Raw genomic sequence first — 15,979 nt, forward strand, 5'->3', positions numbered from 1 at the left:
ATTCAGTCCGTCTCGAGAGCAACGTGAACCGATTCGCGTCTAGACGCTCGAGAGGAAGTTCTCGATCACGTCGTGGCCCCTCGCGGTGAGGACGCTCTCGGGATGAAACTGTACGCATTCGAGAGGATACTCCTCGTGGCGAACGCCCATGACGAGCGTTTCGTCGTTCTGCGGTTCCACCGCAGAGCCAGCGGAACCGTGTTCCGCGCTGCCGTGTTCCGCCGTCGCTGATACCGCAAGACAGTCCGGAACGGCCGTCGCGACGAGCGAGTGGTACCGCCCCGCGCGAAAGCCCTGCTCGAGGCCCTCGAAGACCCCCGCACCGTCGTGGTCGACCGCGGAGGCCTTGCCGTGGATCGGGTCCGGCGCGCGGCCGACGGTGCCGCCGTACTCGTAGACGGCGGCCTCGAGGCCGAGACAGACACCGAGCGTCGGTACCTCGGGGGAGAGTTCTTGAAGCACGTCCATCGTCACGCCGACATCGCGGTCGTTTTCGGGTGGCCGGGACCGGGGCTGATGATGATCGCGTCGGGGTTGACGATGCGAACGTCCGCGAGCGAGGCGGTGTTCTTCAGCACCTCGGTCTCGGTACCGGCCTGCTGGCTGACGTACTCGACGAGGTTGTACGTGAAGGAGTCGTAGTTGTCGATGAACAGGACCGTGGTCGGGTCCGCGTCGCTGCGGTCGCCACTCGTTGTGGTCGCGTCGGTCTCGTCCGTCGCAGCCGGGCTCATCGCCCCACCTCCGGCGTCGCTTCGCGGTCCGTGTCCGAACCAGCCTCGCCGGGCGGGAGCTCGATCTCCTCGAGGGCCGCGAGGACGCCCCCCATCTTCTGCTCGGTCTCCTCGTACTCGGCGGTGGGGTCGCTGTCGGCGACCAGCCCCGCGCCGGCCTGAACCGTGATTCGATCACGTTCTCCTTCGTCCTCCACCGTTGCAGTCCGAATCACGATCGCGAAGTCCGTATCGCCAGTCCAGGAGTAGTAGCCGACGCCGCCGCCGTAGAGCCCGCGAGGCTTGGACTCGAGGTCGTCGATAATCTCCATCGCCCGGATCTTCGGGGCTCCTGAGAGAGTCCCGGCGGGGAATGATGCGCGAGTCGCATCGAACCCGTCCGAGTCGGCTGCCAACGTTCCCGTCACGGTCGACTCGATGTGCTGGACGTGGCTGTACTTGAGGACGTTCATGAACTCGTCGACGCGGACCGAGCCCGGCTCCGAGACGCGGCGCACGTCGTTGCGCGCGAGATCGACCAGCATCGTGTGCTCGGCGCGTTCCTTACTGTCGGCCAGCATCTCGCCCGCCAGTCGACGGTCCTCGACGGGGCTCGATCCCCGGTCACAGGTGCCAGCGATCGGATTGGACATGACTTCGCGCCCGCGCACCGAGATCAAGGTCTCAGGGCTGGCCCCGACGACGGTCAGGTCGTCGTGGTCGAGCAGGTACATGTACGGCGACGGGTTCACATCACGCATCGCCTCGTAGAAGCCCATGGGATCGACGTCGCCGTAGAGCTCTCGCGTCCGCGAGATGACGCCCTGATAGATGTCCCCGTCGAGGACGTGCTCTTTGGCCTGTCGGACGCTCTCCTCGTACTCATCTTTGGGACCCGCGGCTTCGTCCTCGCGGACGAACCCGCCCGTCTCGGGCCGTTCGGCCTCGCGTAGCGTCGCCGCGACCTCGGCGGCCTCCGCCTGGAGCGCGTCGTACACCGCATCGGGGTCGTCCTCGGCCTCGAGGACCGGCGTACAGACCAGGGAGACCGTCCCGTCGCGCTCGTCGAACGCCAGCGTCTTCGTCGTCAGCAGGAACTGTGCGTCCGGGAACCGCGAGTCGGGCCGCTCGCAGCCGACCTCCTCGAGCCAGAGATCGTAGACGGCGTCGTAGGCCAGAAAGCCGACCAGCCCGCCCTCGAGATGCTGGCGGTCGTGGTCCGGCGCGTTCTCGAGGCGGACATTCGGCATTGCGGCTCGAAGCGCGTCGACGGTGTCGCCCTCGGCGTCCGTCCGAATCGATTCGAGCGGCGCGTCGTCGGATAGCGCCTCGACGGTGGCCTCGCCGGATTCGACCGTCACGACGGCCTCGGGATCGTACCCCACGTAGGAGTATCTCGCGTGCCGTTCGGCGTCCGCAGCGCTCGGCCGGAACGCGCCATCAGGGTCGCTCGAGGCGGTCTTCTCCGCGCTCTCGAGCAGGAAGGCGTACGGCGAGCGCTCGCGATCGATCGCCTCGGAGCGGCCGGTGAGCGCGGCATAGGCGGCCAGCGGCGTCGTCTCAACCTCGAGCGTCGCAACGGTGTGGACGACGACGGGCTGATCCGCCCGATCCCCGCTCGTTCCTGCGTGGTTGCGGAACGTCTCCCGATCGATGTCGAACGTGGGTCGATCTGCTGGCACCGAATCGGAGTTGTGCACGGTCACGGTTACGGCTCCGCCGGTCTGTGGGCGTTCTTGGCTCGGTCGACGAACGATCGGACGGCGTCGACGTCCTTGACGCCGCCGCTGTCCTCGACGCCGCTGGCCACGTCGACGGCGAACGGCTCGACGGTTCGGACCGCATCGCCGACGTTGTCGGGCGTCAGTCCGCCCGCGAGGATCAGCGGCGAGTCGAGGTCCGCAGCTGCCATTCGCGTCTGGTCCCAGTCGTGGGTCCGCCCGGTGCCGCCGCCGCCGTCCTCGCCGGCCGTGTCGACGATGAGCCCGTCGACGACGTCGTCATAGGCCTCGGCGGTCGTCGCATCGTCGGCGTCGACCGCGAGCAGGAGTTCCGTCTCGAGTTTCGCGCGCAGGTACGCAAGATCACCGACTCGGATGTCGCTGTGAATCTGAATCGCGTCGGGTTCGATCTCCTCGGCCAGTTCGATCGCCTCCTCTGGACCGGCGGGCATCGTCACGAGTACGCTCGTCACGAACAGCGGCGTGGCCGCCGCGAGCGCCGCGGCCCGTTCGATCGAGACCTCCCGTGGCGTGTCAACCGAGACGTCACAGATGATGCCAATCGCGTCCGCTCCCGCGGTGATCGCGGCCTTGAGGTCGACTTCGCTGGTCAGTCCGCAGATCTTGACGCGCGTCATCGTCCCTCCTCTACCGGCTCCACCGTCGCGCCGCGGAGTCGCTCGAGTTTCCGGGCCGCCGCCCCGGACTCGATCGCCTCGCGGGCTACGTCTGCGCCGGCCTCGAGCGAGTCGGCCTCGCCGGCGACGTAGATCGCCGCGCCGGCGTTCGCGAGGATAACGTCTCGCTTTGCACCGGTCACGTCGCCCTCAACGATCCCACGCATGTCGTCGGCGTTCTCTTCGGGCGAGCCGCCGGAGATGTCCTCGATATCGTGGGTCTCGAGGCCGAGATCGGACGGCTCAAGCACGTACTCTTCGAAAGAGTCGCCGTCGACTTCCGCGGCGACGGTCTCGCCGTGGATAGCGATCTCGTCGGTCCCTGCGCCATGGACGACCAGCGCGCGCTCGATGTCCATCCGGGACAGCGCATCCGCGAGCACGGGGACGAGGTCGGGGTCGTAGACGCCGACGACCTGTGCATCCGCTCCGGCCGGATTCGTCAGCGGACCGAGCACATTGAAGATCGTCCGCATGCCGAGTTCCTTGCGCGGTCCGATGACGGCCTTCATCGCCGGGTGGAACACCGGCGCGAGCATGAAGCCGATGCCGTTGTCCTCGATTGCCCCCTCGACGGCCGGCGGTTCGGCCTCGATGTTCACGCCGACTTCCTCTAAGACATCCGCGCTGCCCGAGGCGGAGGAGACCGAGTAGTTGCCGTGCTTGGCGACTGGAACGTCGGCTCCGGCCGCGACGATCGCGCTCGTCGTCGAGACGTTGATCGTGTTGTAATCGTCCCCGCCCGTGCCACAGGTGTCGACCAGCGGTTCTCGGTCGGGCGTGATCGTTCTAGCCGCATCGCGCATCCCCTCGGCGAAGCCCGCGATCTCGGCTTCCGTCTCTCCCTTCGCACGCAGCGCCGCCAGCAGCGCACCGATCTGTGCCTCCGTCGCGCCCTCGAAAACGGCCGTTGAGGCCGCTCGAGCGTCCGATTGCGTGAGATCCTCCCCGTCCGTGACTCGTTCGACGTATTCCTGCATAGTGGACACCAATGTACGTAGTTGTCTTGTAATGCCCAAATCAGTACATCGACTTAAGCGTATCGAACGGGTGCGTGGGGTCAACTCACGTACGGCAGTCGATTCGAAACCTTCAATTGGTATGGGGAGCAACGAATGAGTGGAGACAACGTGGCGACGGACGCCACGGATGAAAGCAAAACCAGGGTTGGTGGTCTAGTCTGGTTACGACACCTCCTTGACATGGAGGAGGCCGGCAGTTCAAATCTGCTCCAACCCATTTCTGACGAACTAATACGACGAACAGAGTGAGGAGTACGTTCGTCAGAAATTGTACTGAGAGATTTGAACGAGACGAGTCGCGGTGCCCGAACGAAGTGAGGGCGACCGTCTCGGCGTGGTTCAAATCTGCTCCAACCCACTATTTCTGTCGCGAGCAAATCCGCGAGCGACGAAATCGTCATGGTGGACAGATTTGAATCAGGGAGCAGCTTTGCTGCGACCGTGGTTCAAATCTGCTCGAACCCATTCCTGACGGAACGACAATCGAGGAGCGTGTGGGGCACTGCCCAGTCAATGTCGAACGGTGAAACCGTGAGCGAAGCGAGTCGTTCCATCAGAAATTGTTATGGAACATTCGAACCAGGTTCCGCGAGTTTCGGTCCTCATTCGAGTCTGGTACTACTCGCAAGCGACTTCGTTTGCGACTCGCTCCGATCCGTGTTCGAGTAACGTGTTAGTGCCCACTGTCAGCACTGATTTCACAGACGAGAGCACCCACGGTCGACGGACCACCGGCCGCGTCGTCGCCCCACCGACCGGATTGAATCACTTGACGGCGTCCCAAGACGCCGAGGCCGTCAGACGGTCGTCATCGACATCGACCGAACTCTCATCGGCGGAAGAACCAACTGAGTCCTCGAGCGCGCTTGTATCCGCGTCGCCGAGAACGGCTGCGAATTCGCCGGTCGCTCCGTCCTGCTCCGCGTCGAGAGACAGCGAAGCGACGCCACCCTCGAGCCCCTCGAGTTCGGAGTATTCCACGTTCGAGAAGCCCTTTCCGGTCCCGTTTCCGTTCCCGTTTCCGCTCTCATCGTCGGAACCGAGACAACCAGCGGCACTCATTGCCATCGAAACGCCCGTGAACTTCAGTATAGTACGACGGTTTGTTCTCATGATATCAATCGGCACTTGTCATCTATCATGAGATTTCCCAAAACGAGCAACTCATTCTGCGAGAGGTGCATCACGCAGCGGTATCGGTCGTCCGGTGGATCGTTGGTCCCGTAAACGACGGGAGACGGACCAACGTTTCACTCCGCTCGGTATCGAACGCTACAAACCCGCGAGTCGATTCGAACGTGATATGGAAGTCGTCGGTCGGCTGCTGGCGTTGCTCGTCGTGTTGTTGGTCGGCGCTGGATTGCGAACGACCGGCATTCTCGATACGCGCCGGACCGAACTGCTGAACGCCCTCGCCTACTACGTCGCGCTCCCGGCGCTGATCTTCGTCTCGACCTACGATCGGTCGATCGGGGAGCTCCTCTCCCCCGCACTGCTGGGCGGGCTCCTGTTCGTGCTGTTCGCGACCGCGGGGGCCGCCTGGATCGTCCACCGGAATCGCGACTCGAAGGCGCGCCGAAGTGTCGCGATCATACAGTCCTATCACTCGAATCTAGGCTATCTCGGACTGCCACTGGTCGCCGCAACGTTCGATCCCGCGGTGACGGCGATCGCGAGCGTCGTGCTGGGCGTCATGTCGTTAACGCAGGTGCCGCTGACGGTCGTCATACTCTCGATGCTCAACGGGACCGACGCGTCGATCGCGCGCGAACTCCGCGGGCTCGCGAGGAACCCCGTCCTACTGGCGTTGATCGCCGGCCTCGCCGTCGGCTCGCTCGGGATCTCGATTCCGTCGTCCGCCGCGGCCGGCCTCAACGTCGTCGGCTCAATCGCGCTCCCGGTCGCCTTGCTCTGTGTCGGGGCCTCCCTCCAGGTCGACCTGCCCTCGATCGACGTCGGTGCGACCGCCACCGTCGTCGCACTCAAAATCTGTCTAATGCCCGTCATCGCGTGGACCGTCTTCTCCGCGCTCGCCGTCGACTCCGCGACGTTTACTGCCTGCGTGGTGATGCTCGGGACGCCGACTGCCGTCTCGACGTTCGTCTTCGCGAACGAACTCGGCGGCGACAGGCAGTTCGCCTCACTGAACGTCTTCGTCACGACGCTCGTCTCGATCGCGACGCTGTTCGTCCTGATCACGCTCGTGAGCTGAGAACGGGACGCCAGTTTACTGTCGACAGCCCTCGAGCGGATGGGGCCGGAAAGTGAGATCGGAACCGCGTCGACCAGCTCTTATCGAGAGAAGAACCGTTTGAACCGGCCGAGCAGTCCGGGACTGTCGTCCTTGTCCTCGTCGTCGCTCGAGGCTGGGGCCGCGTCGCGGTCGACCGACCCGGCGAGCGGGCCGGCGTCATCGGGCAACTCTTCGTCGGCATCGGTTCTGCCGGTTTGGCTCATCTCGAGGTCGTTCATCGAGAGGTCGACGTCGTCGATCTCGGGGGTCGATTCCCGATCCGCGCCGGCTTCGGACGCGCGGACGTCCGCGCCGGTAACGGTTCCGTCCTCGACGCGGGCGGCGAGGTCCTCGAGCGAGGCGTCGTCGGGAAGCGATGACGCGGCCGCATCGACCGTTGCGGCGTCGGTCGTGTTCGATCCCTCGTTGGACCCGGCGTCGGCCGTCTCGGTCTCAGTCTCGGGTTCCCCTTCGGCGGTCGTGTCGTCGGTCGTCGCGGTGGTCGGCTCTGCCTCTGGCTGACCGGCATCGTCAGCTGTCGTCTCATCGACTGCGGGAATATCGTCTTCGTCGAACGCAGCCGTGGCGGAATCGCTCGGTTCGCTCGTCGTGACGGCCGTATCGTCCGATTCTGATGATTCCGAGTTCGTCGAATCTAGCGACTCGAGGATGTCGTCGACGCTCTCATCGGAGACGACGCGCTGGGGACCGCCGCCGGGTTCGGGACTGCCCGTCGAATCGGTCTCGTCGGCCGCGCCGGGGTCGTCGGTCGCGGTGGTGGTCGATTGCTCGTCGCTCATTGTGGTGATCTGTCGCTGCCGGGGACATAATCCTTCCCCCAGGCTCGGCAGGCCGAGACAGGGGCGACTCGAACGCGACCTATTCGGCGATCAGCGGCCGTGCTCGGACGACGTTGAGAACGGCACCGACGAGAATGATGATGCCGGCGAAGTAGAGCCAGGTGACGAACAGGAGGACGGCACCGACGGCTCCGTAGGCCTCGTACTGGGCGGCGTTCGTTGCGTAGAGCTGGAAGCCGAACTGGAGGACCGTCCAGCCGACGGCCGCGAAGAGCGCGCCCGGGAGGACCTCGCCGAGTTCGACCGGGATCGGCGGGAGGACGTAGTAAATCGGCAGGAAGACAAAGACGAGCCCGGCCAGCAGCGCGACCCAACTCAGTAGGCCAGCGAACGGCACGGTCTCGGGGACGAGCCGGAGCGCCGCGCCGATCCCGATCATGAGGACGAGCGCGACCGCGCCGGCGACGATCACGGTGAGCCCGTCCCTGATCTGGTCGACGAGAGTGTCCTCGGCGACCTCGTCGTAGACCTTGTCGAACGCGAGGCTCAGGCCGCGAAAGACCTTGAGCGCACCCCAGGTGGCGACGAGAAACGCGACGATGGTCGCCTCGGCGCGACCCGATTCGGTCGTCAGCGCTTCGGTGACCAGCTGTTCACCCGACGCCGGGAGGAAGTCGCCGGCGACGGTGATTAGCCGCTGAGCCGCCTGCTCGCCGCCGAGCAGCGAGCCAACGACGAGCGCGAGCAAGACGAGCGGTATCAACGAGACGAACGCGTAGTAGGCGAAGCCGGCGGCGAGAAAGGTCAGATCGCGGTCGCTCGCCGTCCGGTAGATCGCGGTGAGTGTCTCCGGAATAGCCATATGATCCGTATGATTATCAGGTTTAATAACGTGTAAGTGATTCGCAGTCCCTGTGGTCGGCCTAGCCCCTCCGTTTCTGTCGAAGCTATCACCGCTCGAGGTTGTATGTTCAAACAACAGTCACCATTCGCGACAGAAGTTCTGGCCCGCGTAGACGGAACCGTCCTCGGCGATGTAAACGCCGACGCCCGCACGATCCCAAGAGGGCGTCTCGCCTTCCTCGAGGATCGCGTGTCGGTGGTCTGTGGAGTTCATCCACTGATTGACCAGCCCGTTCGCGAGGCCCTCGGCGGTCTGATAGCGAACGACGTCATCACCATCGGACCGCTGGACGCGCCGATCGACCCAGGTCATGGCGATGTTCTCGCCGTAGCCCTGACAATAGCTGTCGACGTCCTCGAACCGGTCGTAGGGGCCCTCCCCAGTGGGGTTCGTGTGCGCGAAGTACTCGCGCTGGGCCATGTCGTAGGTGTGAGCGCGAGCAACCGACGCGACCGTCCCGTCCCACTCGAGGGGCTCGAGGCCGTGCTCGGCCCGGCGGTCGTTGATCTCGGCGTGGACGAAATCTTCGACGGTGGGGGACGCGATCGTCTCGACGTTGGTCTCATACCTCGAGTTCCCGGGGTTATCCGGGTCAGTCACCGCGGGGTTGCGTTCGCCGGCCGGCGGCGGCTCGGAACTGGGGGCGGCTCCGTTCTCGAGACCGGGGACATCGATGAGTTGCGGTATGAACAGTGCCGTTCCGAGCGCGAGCGAACAGATGAGGGCAATGGCGATGAGGAGACTCACTACGCCTCGAAGCAGCGCACGGTCAGTGCCCTCCGCCGTATCGATCGCCGTCGTCGCGGACCGCTTGCCCTCCATTAGATTGAGTATCGGCCGCTCGGCACAAGACAGTCGCGGTCGCTTACACATCGTGAGACGGCGTTTCCACACAGTGAGACGAGGACGAGGGCGTATATCTGAAGACTGAGAGCAGGTGTCTCAGTCGTCCGTGGCTCCGTTGCCGAAGATCGTCTCGTGGACCCCAATGACGAGACCGGGAACGACCGCCATGAAGAGATGTTCCTCGAGCGGGATGCCGGCGACGTCGATGCCGGTCCGAAGTTTGATGTCGAAGACGCCCACGGCGAGGGTATACCGGTCCCAGACGTAGGCGATGGGGTAGAGCGCGAGGATGGTTACCGCCGCCTTCCGGAGCGCGTTCGCGCGACGGAGCAACACGGTGGCGACGGCTCCCCAAACTAGTTCCGTGACGAGGTAGGTGTAGCGACCGAAGACGCTGATATCGGGCATCAGCCGCCGATTCAACGGCCGATGCAAAAACCCCCGGGGCCGGTCCTCCCTGGATAAAACGGGCAGTATGTTAAATACCTCTGCGACAGTATGTACCCCTAGAAGGATGAATATCGCTGATATCGCCACCACGGAGTTCATCGAAGTCGACGTCGGCACACGCATGGGGAAGGTCCGTTCAATGTTCGAGAACGGCAACCCCAAGGGAATCATCGTCACCGACGACGGGGAATACGAGGGCGTCATCAGCGAGCGGGAGATCCTCCAATCCCACGTCGAGGACGACGCCAAGGTCGCGGCACTCACCAAACCGAGCCGAAGCACACCATCGCCGAAGGTCGACCGGCAGGAAGACGTTCGGGAGACCGCACGCGTGCTCGTCGAGAGCAATGCCAAGGTCGCGCCGGTCTTCGAAAACGGCGACCTCTGGGGCGTCATCACCAACGATGCGATCCTTGAGGCGGTCCTGGAGAACCTCGACGCGCTCACCGTCGAGGACATCTACACCGCCGATCCGGTCACGCTCACCGAGGACGACGGGATCGGGAAGGCGATCAACCTCCTGCGTGAGCACGGCATCTCCCGACTACCGATCATGAACGAGAACGGCTACCTCTCCGGGGTCGTGACGACTCACGACATCGCCGACTTCGTCATTCGGGAGAACCACACGACGACAACCGGCGATCGAGTTGGTGACACCCAGCGACTGCTCGATGTCCCGGTCTACGATATCATGGCAAGTCCCGTCGAGACGACGACGCTCGACGCCACCGCCAAGGAGGCCGTCGAAGCGATGCTCGAGGACGACTACGCGGGGCTGATGGTCACGCCGGCGGACGACGACCGCGTCGTCATCGGCGTCATCACCAAGACGGACGTCCTGCGCGCGCTGACGTTCACCGAGGAAGAGCACATGGACGTCCAGATCACGAACATCTCGATGCTCGACACCATCACCCGGGAGTCGATCGTCCAGAGCATCGAGGACGTTTCGGACAAGTACGCAGACATGCAGGTGATGCACGCCCACGTCCGCTTCCACGAGCACAACGAGAAGCTCCGTGGGACCCCGCTTGTGCAGTGTCAGATCCGCCTGCGCACCAACAAGGACCAGGTCGCCGGCACCGGCGAAGGCTACGGCGCGGAGAATTCCTTCCGGGTCGCACTGGACAAACTCGAGCGAAACGTCCTCGAACTCAAGGGCGTCACCAGCGACGAGGAGTACCGCGGCCAGCTCCTGCGGAAGCTGAACCAGATCTAAGTCAACACTCACGCTCGGGTGTGAGATCACGCTGTCAAACCGACGGTCGCGTATTTTTCCTCACAGTAACCGATCAGGAACCGATTACTACCGGCTAGCCTGCCGGCGGTTCACGTCGATAAGACGATCATACTCGGGTGAACACGAGATGCGATTCGACCACGAACCGGGAGACCGGTGCGAGGAACGGCACTCGCCAAGTCAGTGCGAATCAGGAACGAACGGTTCCGTCTTCACCCTCGAGTCCGGTATCGGTAATCCGGAACTGCACCGACTCGCCCGCGGCTTTCGAGCGGTGCTTTTCTAGCGTCGCGCGTCGCTTCCCGCCGCGGAAGCGTTCGAGACGGACGACCGTTCCGGTCCAGTGCTCCAAGGTGTTGCCGCCCAGTCCGCGGGTGCGGTCCGAGTCGGGGTCGGCGAAGACCTGATTCGTCAGGACGACCGCGAGATCGTGTTTTCGCGCGAGCGAGAGCAGATGTGTCACCTGCCGGGTGACGCTTCGAAGCGCTTCCCCCTCGTCGCCGTCGGCCGTGCGCTCGAGACGGTAGAAGCCGGTCGCGCTGTCTAAGATGATCAGTTCCGCGCGCTCGGCGAACTCCTCGGCGTCGCGGACGGCTTCGGCCTGTTCTTCGAAGTCCAGTACGTCCTCGATGACGATTCGCGAGGCAACGGCTTCGACGTCATCGGTCTCCTCGCCGTCTCGAGACGTCCCCTCGCCGGTTTTGGCCTCGAGCAACTGCTGGAAGCGGTCGACCGAGACACCCTCGGTGTCGATATAGACCGCGGTCCCGCCGTCGACGGCCGTTTCGACGGCCGCCGACAGCGCGAGATTCGTCTTCCCAGCGGCCGGCGGGCCGTACAACTGCGTGACGGTCCCGCGTTCGAACCCCCCACCGAGCAACTCGTCGACCGGGCCACAACCGGTTGAAATCGGCTCGTCGGTCACGGTTTCAGTTGACAGGGAACGCGCAAAAAGGCCCCGGAACGGGCCGGAGATCGGTATCGGAATCGGACGTACACTACTGACCCGGTTTGTGAGACAGACGTGTGGGCTGCTATCGTGGTGGCTAGGTACCATACTCCCTAGCCGAGTTCTTACTCACGGACGTTTCGCGTCCGTCTGTTCACGGGCGTTCGGGACGCCGGAGACGTCGTCTCACGGGTGGAAACACCCGTTCGACCGCTCTCGGAAGCGATGGTTCCGCGGTCCAGCGTGCGCTACCGCGGTCGGTTTCTCGGTCCGATGCGAACCGCACACACTCCGCGACAGCTAGCCTCACAGTTCGGCCCGCGGTCAATACCGGCAGTTCGCGTACGTTTATTCGTCGCGGGAGCGAAGCCCAGTGCGTGATTGTCGTCGCCACGTCAGACTTCGAGGTGTACCACGGCGTCGTCAACGAGCTCCGCGACCGCGGAACGACGTTTACGACCGTCGAACCCGACGAGGACCTGCCGGAGCAGGCCACCGTCGTCGTCACCGGAGCCGGTCACACCGATACCTTCGCGGACGTGACGACGATCGTCGCCGATCCAGACGATCCTCGGCGTACAGTCGATCGGGCGCTGGCCGCGGTTCGCGGCGACGGCGGTCGAACGATCATCGGCGTCGATCCGGGCAAACGGCCCGGAATCGCCGTTCTGACCGGCGAGACGATCGTTGCAACGTTTCAAGTCCCGCTCGGTGACGCGGTCGATGTGATTCAACGCGAGGCTGCCGACGCGCCGTCCCCAGTCGTCCGAATCGGCGACGGCTCCCGCCTCGAGAGCGCGAAACTGGTCAACGAACTCGACGCCGTCACAGTCGAACTCGTCGACGAAACTGGAACGACGCCCTACCTCGGCACGGGGGCTCGAGGGATGGGTGACGTCCTCGCCGCGGTCAATATCGCCCGGCTCAAGGGGGAGGTCGTCGACGCCCGCGAGATCGATCCGACGGAGGGCGAGATTCAGGTCATCAAGGACCGCTCGCGCGAAGCGAGCGAGCACAACCGAGCGATCGACGAGGTACTCGCCCGGCGGGTCGCTGCCGGCGAGTTGACGATCGACGAGGCGCTCGCTGAACATCGAGATGACGGAGACGAATCGGCGGAAACGGATCGCTCTAAAGAGTCGTGATTCGTATTCAATCCCGTATAGCGCATACCAACAGCCCCTAGCACTTTCGGACGGGAAGACAAAAGAAACGGAAACTACCAGTCACGTGGTCGAAAGCCGACCGTGTGACGGAATACGGTTACGCTTTGGACCAGACGTTCGTCGCGGCGACGGACGTGAACTGGATGTTCTCGTTCTCCTGAATACTTACCTGCGCAGCGTTCGCACTACCGTTGCCCTCAGCGACTGCCACGGAAGAGTGTTCGTTGAGGTTCTCCTGAGTAACGAACTGTTGCTGTTCAATGGCAACGGTCGCTCCCTGATCGATGTCGTTTTTGTGGTGCGCGCTGGTGTCATAGTCGTACGAGATACCGGGGTTTGCTTCGATGTCATCGCCACCGATGGTCACGGTCGAGGACTCGGTTCGGGTGGCACTATCGGTTGCGTACCCTGGACTGGCGTAGACGTTGAGCGCTTCGGCGTATCCGACCTGAGCGTTGAAGTTCTTCTGATCAGCGATCTGGAAGGCCGTCGCTTCGCTGCCGTTGAGTGCGATAGCCATCGCAGTGTTGTTCAGATTGACGTTCAGTTGCTCGACGGACTGTGCCTGCGCTACCGTCGCAGTCGCTGTTTGTTCACCGACTTCGTCGCCTTTCTTCGGGTTTTTGTCGTCGCTCTTCTTCGGGCTGTGGGTGCTAACAGATTCGCTCTCACCGATATTCGCGACGTTCATCCCGGACATTGACGAGAGGACGTTCATCGCTTCTGCGGACCCCAGCTGTTGGTTAAAGTTGGACTGATCCGTCAGTTGGATCGCCGTCGCGGAACTGTTCTCGCCGACGGCGATAGCGACGGCAGCTACCCCTTGATTAACGTTATTCTGAGAGACGTTCTGTCCCTGCGCAACGAAGGCAGCTGCGGACTGCGTCTCGTCGTCCTTCTTGCCTTTCTTGTGATCGTCGTACTCTCCGAACTTTCCATCTCCGAGGTAGACGTTGGACGCGTTGGCAGCGCCTTGCTGCATGTTCTGGTTCGCCTGTGTGGTCTGCTGGAAGGCGGTCGCCTGACTCTCGTTCATTGCGAGCGCGAAGGCGGTGCTCTCCTCATTGTAGTTGAGCTGGGCGACGTCTTGGGCCTGAGCCACGCCCGCGGTTGCGGTCTGGCTGGCCGTCGTTTCACCCTTTTCGTCAGCAATTCCCCAGCCACTGAACTGCTGGCCGCCGCCGCTCCCGTCCGCCATGACGAGATGGACGTCGCCGACGTCCTCGAAGTCAGTTGTTGTGGACCCGAACGCCCGGTCTTCGGCAGATGCCTCGCCTTGCTGGACGTTCATGTTCTGCTGATCCACGTCCTGAACGGCCGTCGCCGTCCCGTTGTCGATGGCGATGGAGACGGCGGCGCCTTCTTCGTGGATATTTACCTGGTTAACATTCTGGTACGAGACGACCTCGGCGACCGCCTCCTGCTCTTCGGCGGCTGTCGGATTGCCCGCAACGTTCTCCTTGATGAACTCGTCAAGACTCTGTTCGCCAAGATCGGCACCGAAGACCAGATAGAGATCTTCGCCGTCTTCGAGGGTGTATACTGGTTCGTCCTGTGCGTGTTGGTCGCCGCCGGCAGCCGCCGGGACAGCCATCCCGACCATCGAGATGGTGACCATAACGGCGACGAAAACCGTCGTAATGCGTGATCGTTCAGACATTTTGTTGATCGTGGTTCGTGTCGAATGACCTGTGAGGGTCTTTCATTGCTGAATCTCTGCGACGCGAACCAATCTCCCTCGGATATAGTCTTTGTTATCAATGCTTTATAGGACAGAAGGTGAGCGCTACCCTTGGAGAAGGGATGTACCTACCAGTAATGAGCAAGCCCTGAGAAGAAGTACCGTATTTCCTGGGCATTTCGTCCCGTATCAGGCGCCAAAACCATTAAAGTACCAGAACAGAGAAATCATCGTCGCTATAATGACTGCATATGAGTCTCTCTTAGGAGGAATATAGTCTTGCTCCTTACATTGTATGTCGGTGACTGTTTCATGGATACTATTTCGGTGACGGCGCCGGGTCGATATATTGATCAATTTGGTCGTATAAGTTGCCTTATACTAATTATGTTGTCAATTGAACCCTGAAACCGACTAACTGTTGCTCCAAAGACAGCTGCTACGTGCGTTTGCGGGCCTCTATTTCAATTCTAATCCCGCATAGCTCGTGAAACCATAATTCGGGTTAATACGTGATACCAGCAACAGGGTCATCTGGGCAACGCGCCGTGGCATCCGCTCGGATCGGTCGGACGAGCTGCGAAGGGTTGTGTAGCCGGCCGGTGCGATGAGACAGTTCCGGTGGTCCGCGCGTGTACCCAACGGTAGACAACTATGAACCGAACATTCACGGCAACGCTTACGGTTGCATTGACTCTCGGCATGCTCCTGACGATGGGAGCGGGAGCCGCGGCAGCAACGAGTTCCTCCTCTCACACCACACAGACTAACACCATCTCCAACTCACCGACTATCGCTGATTCCTCCGGTGGAGACGTCGTCACAGTCGGCGGTGCCGGCGGCGATGGGGGGGACGGCGGTATCGGCGGTGACGCCGATGCTGACGCCGGTGACGGCGGTGATGCCGATGCTGACGCCGGTGACGGCGGTGATGGAAACAGTTTCCTCATCGGTGTTGGTGGTGACGGTGGTGACGTTGAAGATGATGTTGAAGGTGGTGACGGCGGTGACGTTGAAGACGACGTCGAAGGCGGCGATGCCAATGGCGGTGACGGCGGTGACGGCGGTAGCGCTATCAACTTTGGAGATGGCGGTGACGGCGGACATGCCTTTAGTCTGAGTGACTACAGTCAGAACAACTACAACTGGTAGAAGCTTTCCGTAGCTTCCCTACACCAGGCAGCGAATTGAACCCTACTTTTTTGTTGTATAGCGGACCCACCGACCAGCCGAAAGCGGGTCTCTGAGAGCAAGATCTGCTGATCGTCCACCTATAATATAGTAAATACTGAACGTCAGTGTGCACCGTATCGCATGACAACTGTGCAATCCGTGTGTAAACAATTTCAATTATTACTATCAGTATGAATGATACTTATCGAAATGGACGGTCTGGGAATCGTCCGTTTTACACGGAGCACGGCGCGGAATCCGCGTTACGACCGCGCTACCGTTGAAACCGTGTCGCATCTTCATAACCGTACGAATGCTCTGACAGAACCGAGGAAGCTAGACGGGAAGACCACCTCTCAAAACTACAAATGATTCGAACGATCGCGGTCCTACTGGTAGTA

The 15,979-nt window shown here is 62.4% G+C and carries 14 protein-coding genes, 1 tRNA gene and 1 pseudogene; 4 read left to right on the top strand and 12 right to left on the bottom strand.

Annotated elements, in window-relative coordinates; genetic code table 11:
* Nucleotides 1–39: 39 nt before the first annotated feature.
* The 4 genes and pseudogenes from trpG to trpD all read right to left on the bottom strand — a co-directional run bounded on the left by trpG (nucleotide 40) and on the right by trpD (nucleotide 4,091).
* Nucleotides 40–734: pseudogene (gene trpG, locus K6I40_RS25690) on the bottom strand (anthranilate synthase component II).
* The gene (gene trpE / locus K6I40_RS25695; RefSeq protein ID WP_222918233.1) at nucleotides 731–2,419 is read right to left on the bottom strand and encodes an anthranilate synthase component I; all 1,689 of its coding nucleotides are present in this window, start codon (nucleotides 2,417–2,419) and stop codon (nucleotides 731–733) included. The pseudogene trpG and the gene trpE overlap by 4 nt, the downstream one beginning before the upstream one ends.
* A 2-nt stretch (nucleotides 2,420–2,421) precedes the next feature.
* Entirely contained in the window at nucleotides 2,422–3,072 is a 651-nt protein-coding gene (locus K6I40_RS25700) for a phosphoribosylanthranilate isomerase (protein WP_222918235.1), read from the bottom strand.
* Nucleotides 3,069–4,091, bottom strand: a complete 1,023-nt coding sequence (trpD, locus tag K6I40_RS25705; RefSeq protein ID WP_222918237.1) for an anthranilate phosphoribosyltransferase — start codon at nucleotides 4,089–4,091, stop codon at nucleotides 3,069–3,071. The genes K6I40_RS25700 and trpD overlap by 4 nt, the downstream gene beginning before the upstream one ends.
* A gap of 184 nt (nucleotides 4,092–4,275) precedes the next feature.
* Between trpD and K6I40_RS25710 the strand changes: the two genes are divergently transcribed.
* Nucleotides 4,276–4,350: transfer RNA gene (locus K6I40_RS25710), tRNA-Val, on the top strand.
* A gap of 548 nt (nucleotides 4,351–4,898) precedes the next feature.
* Here the strand turns inward: K6I40_RS25710 and K6I40_RS25715 are convergent.
* Nucleotides 4,899–5,195, bottom strand: a complete 297-nt coding sequence (locus tag K6I40_RS25715; protein ID WP_222918239.1) for a hypothetical protein — start codon at nucleotides 5,193–5,195, stop codon at nucleotides 4,899–4,901.
* A gap of 241 nt (nucleotides 5,196–5,436) precedes the next feature.
* Here K6I40_RS25715 and K6I40_RS25720 point away from each other — a divergent pair, with 241 nt between their 5' ends.
* Entirely contained in the window at nucleotides 5,437–6,345 is a 909-nt protein-coding gene (locus tag K6I40_RS25720) for an AEC family transporter (protein WP_222918241.1), read from the top strand.
* An 80-nt stretch (nucleotides 6,346–6,425) separates the two neighbouring features.
* On the opposite strand, the gene K6I40_RS25725 is transcribed toward K6I40_RS25720, so the two are convergent.
* The 4 genes from K6I40_RS25725 to K6I40_RS25740 all read right to left on the bottom strand — a co-directional run bounded on the left by K6I40_RS25725 (nucleotide 6,426) and on the right by K6I40_RS25740 (nucleotide 9,324).
* Nucleotides 6,426–7,166 carry a hypothetical protein gene (locus K6I40_RS25725; protein ID WP_222918243.1) on the bottom strand — a complete coding sequence of 247 codons (741 nt, stop codon included), beginning with the start codon at nucleotides 7,164–7,166 and terminating at the stop codon, nucleotides 6,426–6,428.
* Nucleotides 7,167–7,245: 79 nt separating this feature from the next.
* Nucleotides 7,246–8,028, bottom strand: a complete 783-nt coding sequence (locus tag K6I40_RS25730; protein ID WP_222918245.1) for a YihY/virulence factor BrkB family protein — start codon at nucleotides 8,026–8,028, stop codon at nucleotides 7,246–7,248.
* Nucleotides 8,029–8,148: 120 nt separating this feature from the next.
* Nucleotides 8,149–8,892, bottom strand: coding sequence for a CAP domain-containing protein (locus tag K6I40_RS25735; protein WP_222918247.1), 744 nt, complete (start codon nucleotides 8,890–8,892; stop codon nucleotides 8,149–8,151).
* Nucleotides 8,893–9,012: 120 nt separating this feature from the next.
* Nucleotides 9,013–9,324, bottom strand: a complete 312-nt coding sequence (locus K6I40_RS25740) for a lycopene cyclase domain-containing protein (protein WP_222918249.1) — start codon at nucleotides 9,322–9,324, stop codon at nucleotides 9,013–9,015.
* A gap of 106 nt (nucleotides 9,325–9,430) precedes the next feature.
* Between K6I40_RS25740 and K6I40_RS25745 the strand changes: the two genes are divergently transcribed.
* Nucleotides 9,431–10,588, top strand: coding sequence for a CBS domain-containing protein (locus K6I40_RS25745; protein ID WP_222918251.1), 1,158 nt, complete (start codon nucleotides 9,431–9,433; stop codon nucleotides 10,586–10,588).
* Between the two features lie 211 nt (nucleotides 10,589–10,799).
* On the opposite strand, the gene radB is transcribed toward K6I40_RS25745, so the two are convergent.
* Nucleotides 10,800–11,534: a DNA repair and recombination protein RadB gene (gene radB, locus K6I40_RS25750; RefSeq protein WP_222918252.1), complete on the bottom strand. Its 735-nt coding sequence runs from the start codon at nucleotides 11,532–11,534 to the stop codon at nucleotides 10,800–10,802.
* A 401-nt stretch (nucleotides 11,535–11,935) separates the two neighbouring features.
* On the opposite strand from radB, the gene K6I40_RS25755 reads away from it, so the two are divergent.
* Complete coding sequence (locus K6I40_RS25755; RefSeq protein ID WP_222918253.1) at nucleotides 11,936–12,703, top strand: hypothetical protein; 768 nt, start codon at nucleotides 11,936–11,938, stop codon at nucleotides 12,701–12,703.
* A 118-nt stretch (nucleotides 12,704–12,821) separates the two neighbouring features.
* Here K6I40_RS25755 and K6I40_RS25760 read toward each other — a convergent pair whose 3' ends face one another.
* Both K6I40_RS25760 and K6I40_RS25765 read right to left on the bottom strand, forming a co-directional pair.
* The gene (locus tag K6I40_RS25760; RefSeq protein ID WP_255681869.1) at nucleotides 12,822–14,384 is read right to left on the bottom strand and encodes a hypothetical protein; all 1,563 of its coding nucleotides are present in this window, start codon (nucleotides 14,382–14,384) and stop codon (nucleotides 12,822–12,824) included.
* Between the two features lie 804 nt (nucleotides 14,385–15,188).
* A complete protein-coding gene (locus K6I40_RS25765) occupies nucleotides 15,189–15,512 on the bottom strand; it encodes a hypothetical protein (RefSeq protein ID WP_222918254.1) in 324 nt (107 codons plus the stop codon).
* Between the last annotated feature and the right edge of the window lie 467 nt (nucleotides 15,513–15,979).

The sequence above is a fragment of the Natrinema sp. SYSU A 869 genome, from assembly GCF_019879105.1.
GTDB lineage: Archaea > Halobacteriota > Halobacteria > Halobacteriales > Natrialbaceae > Natrinema.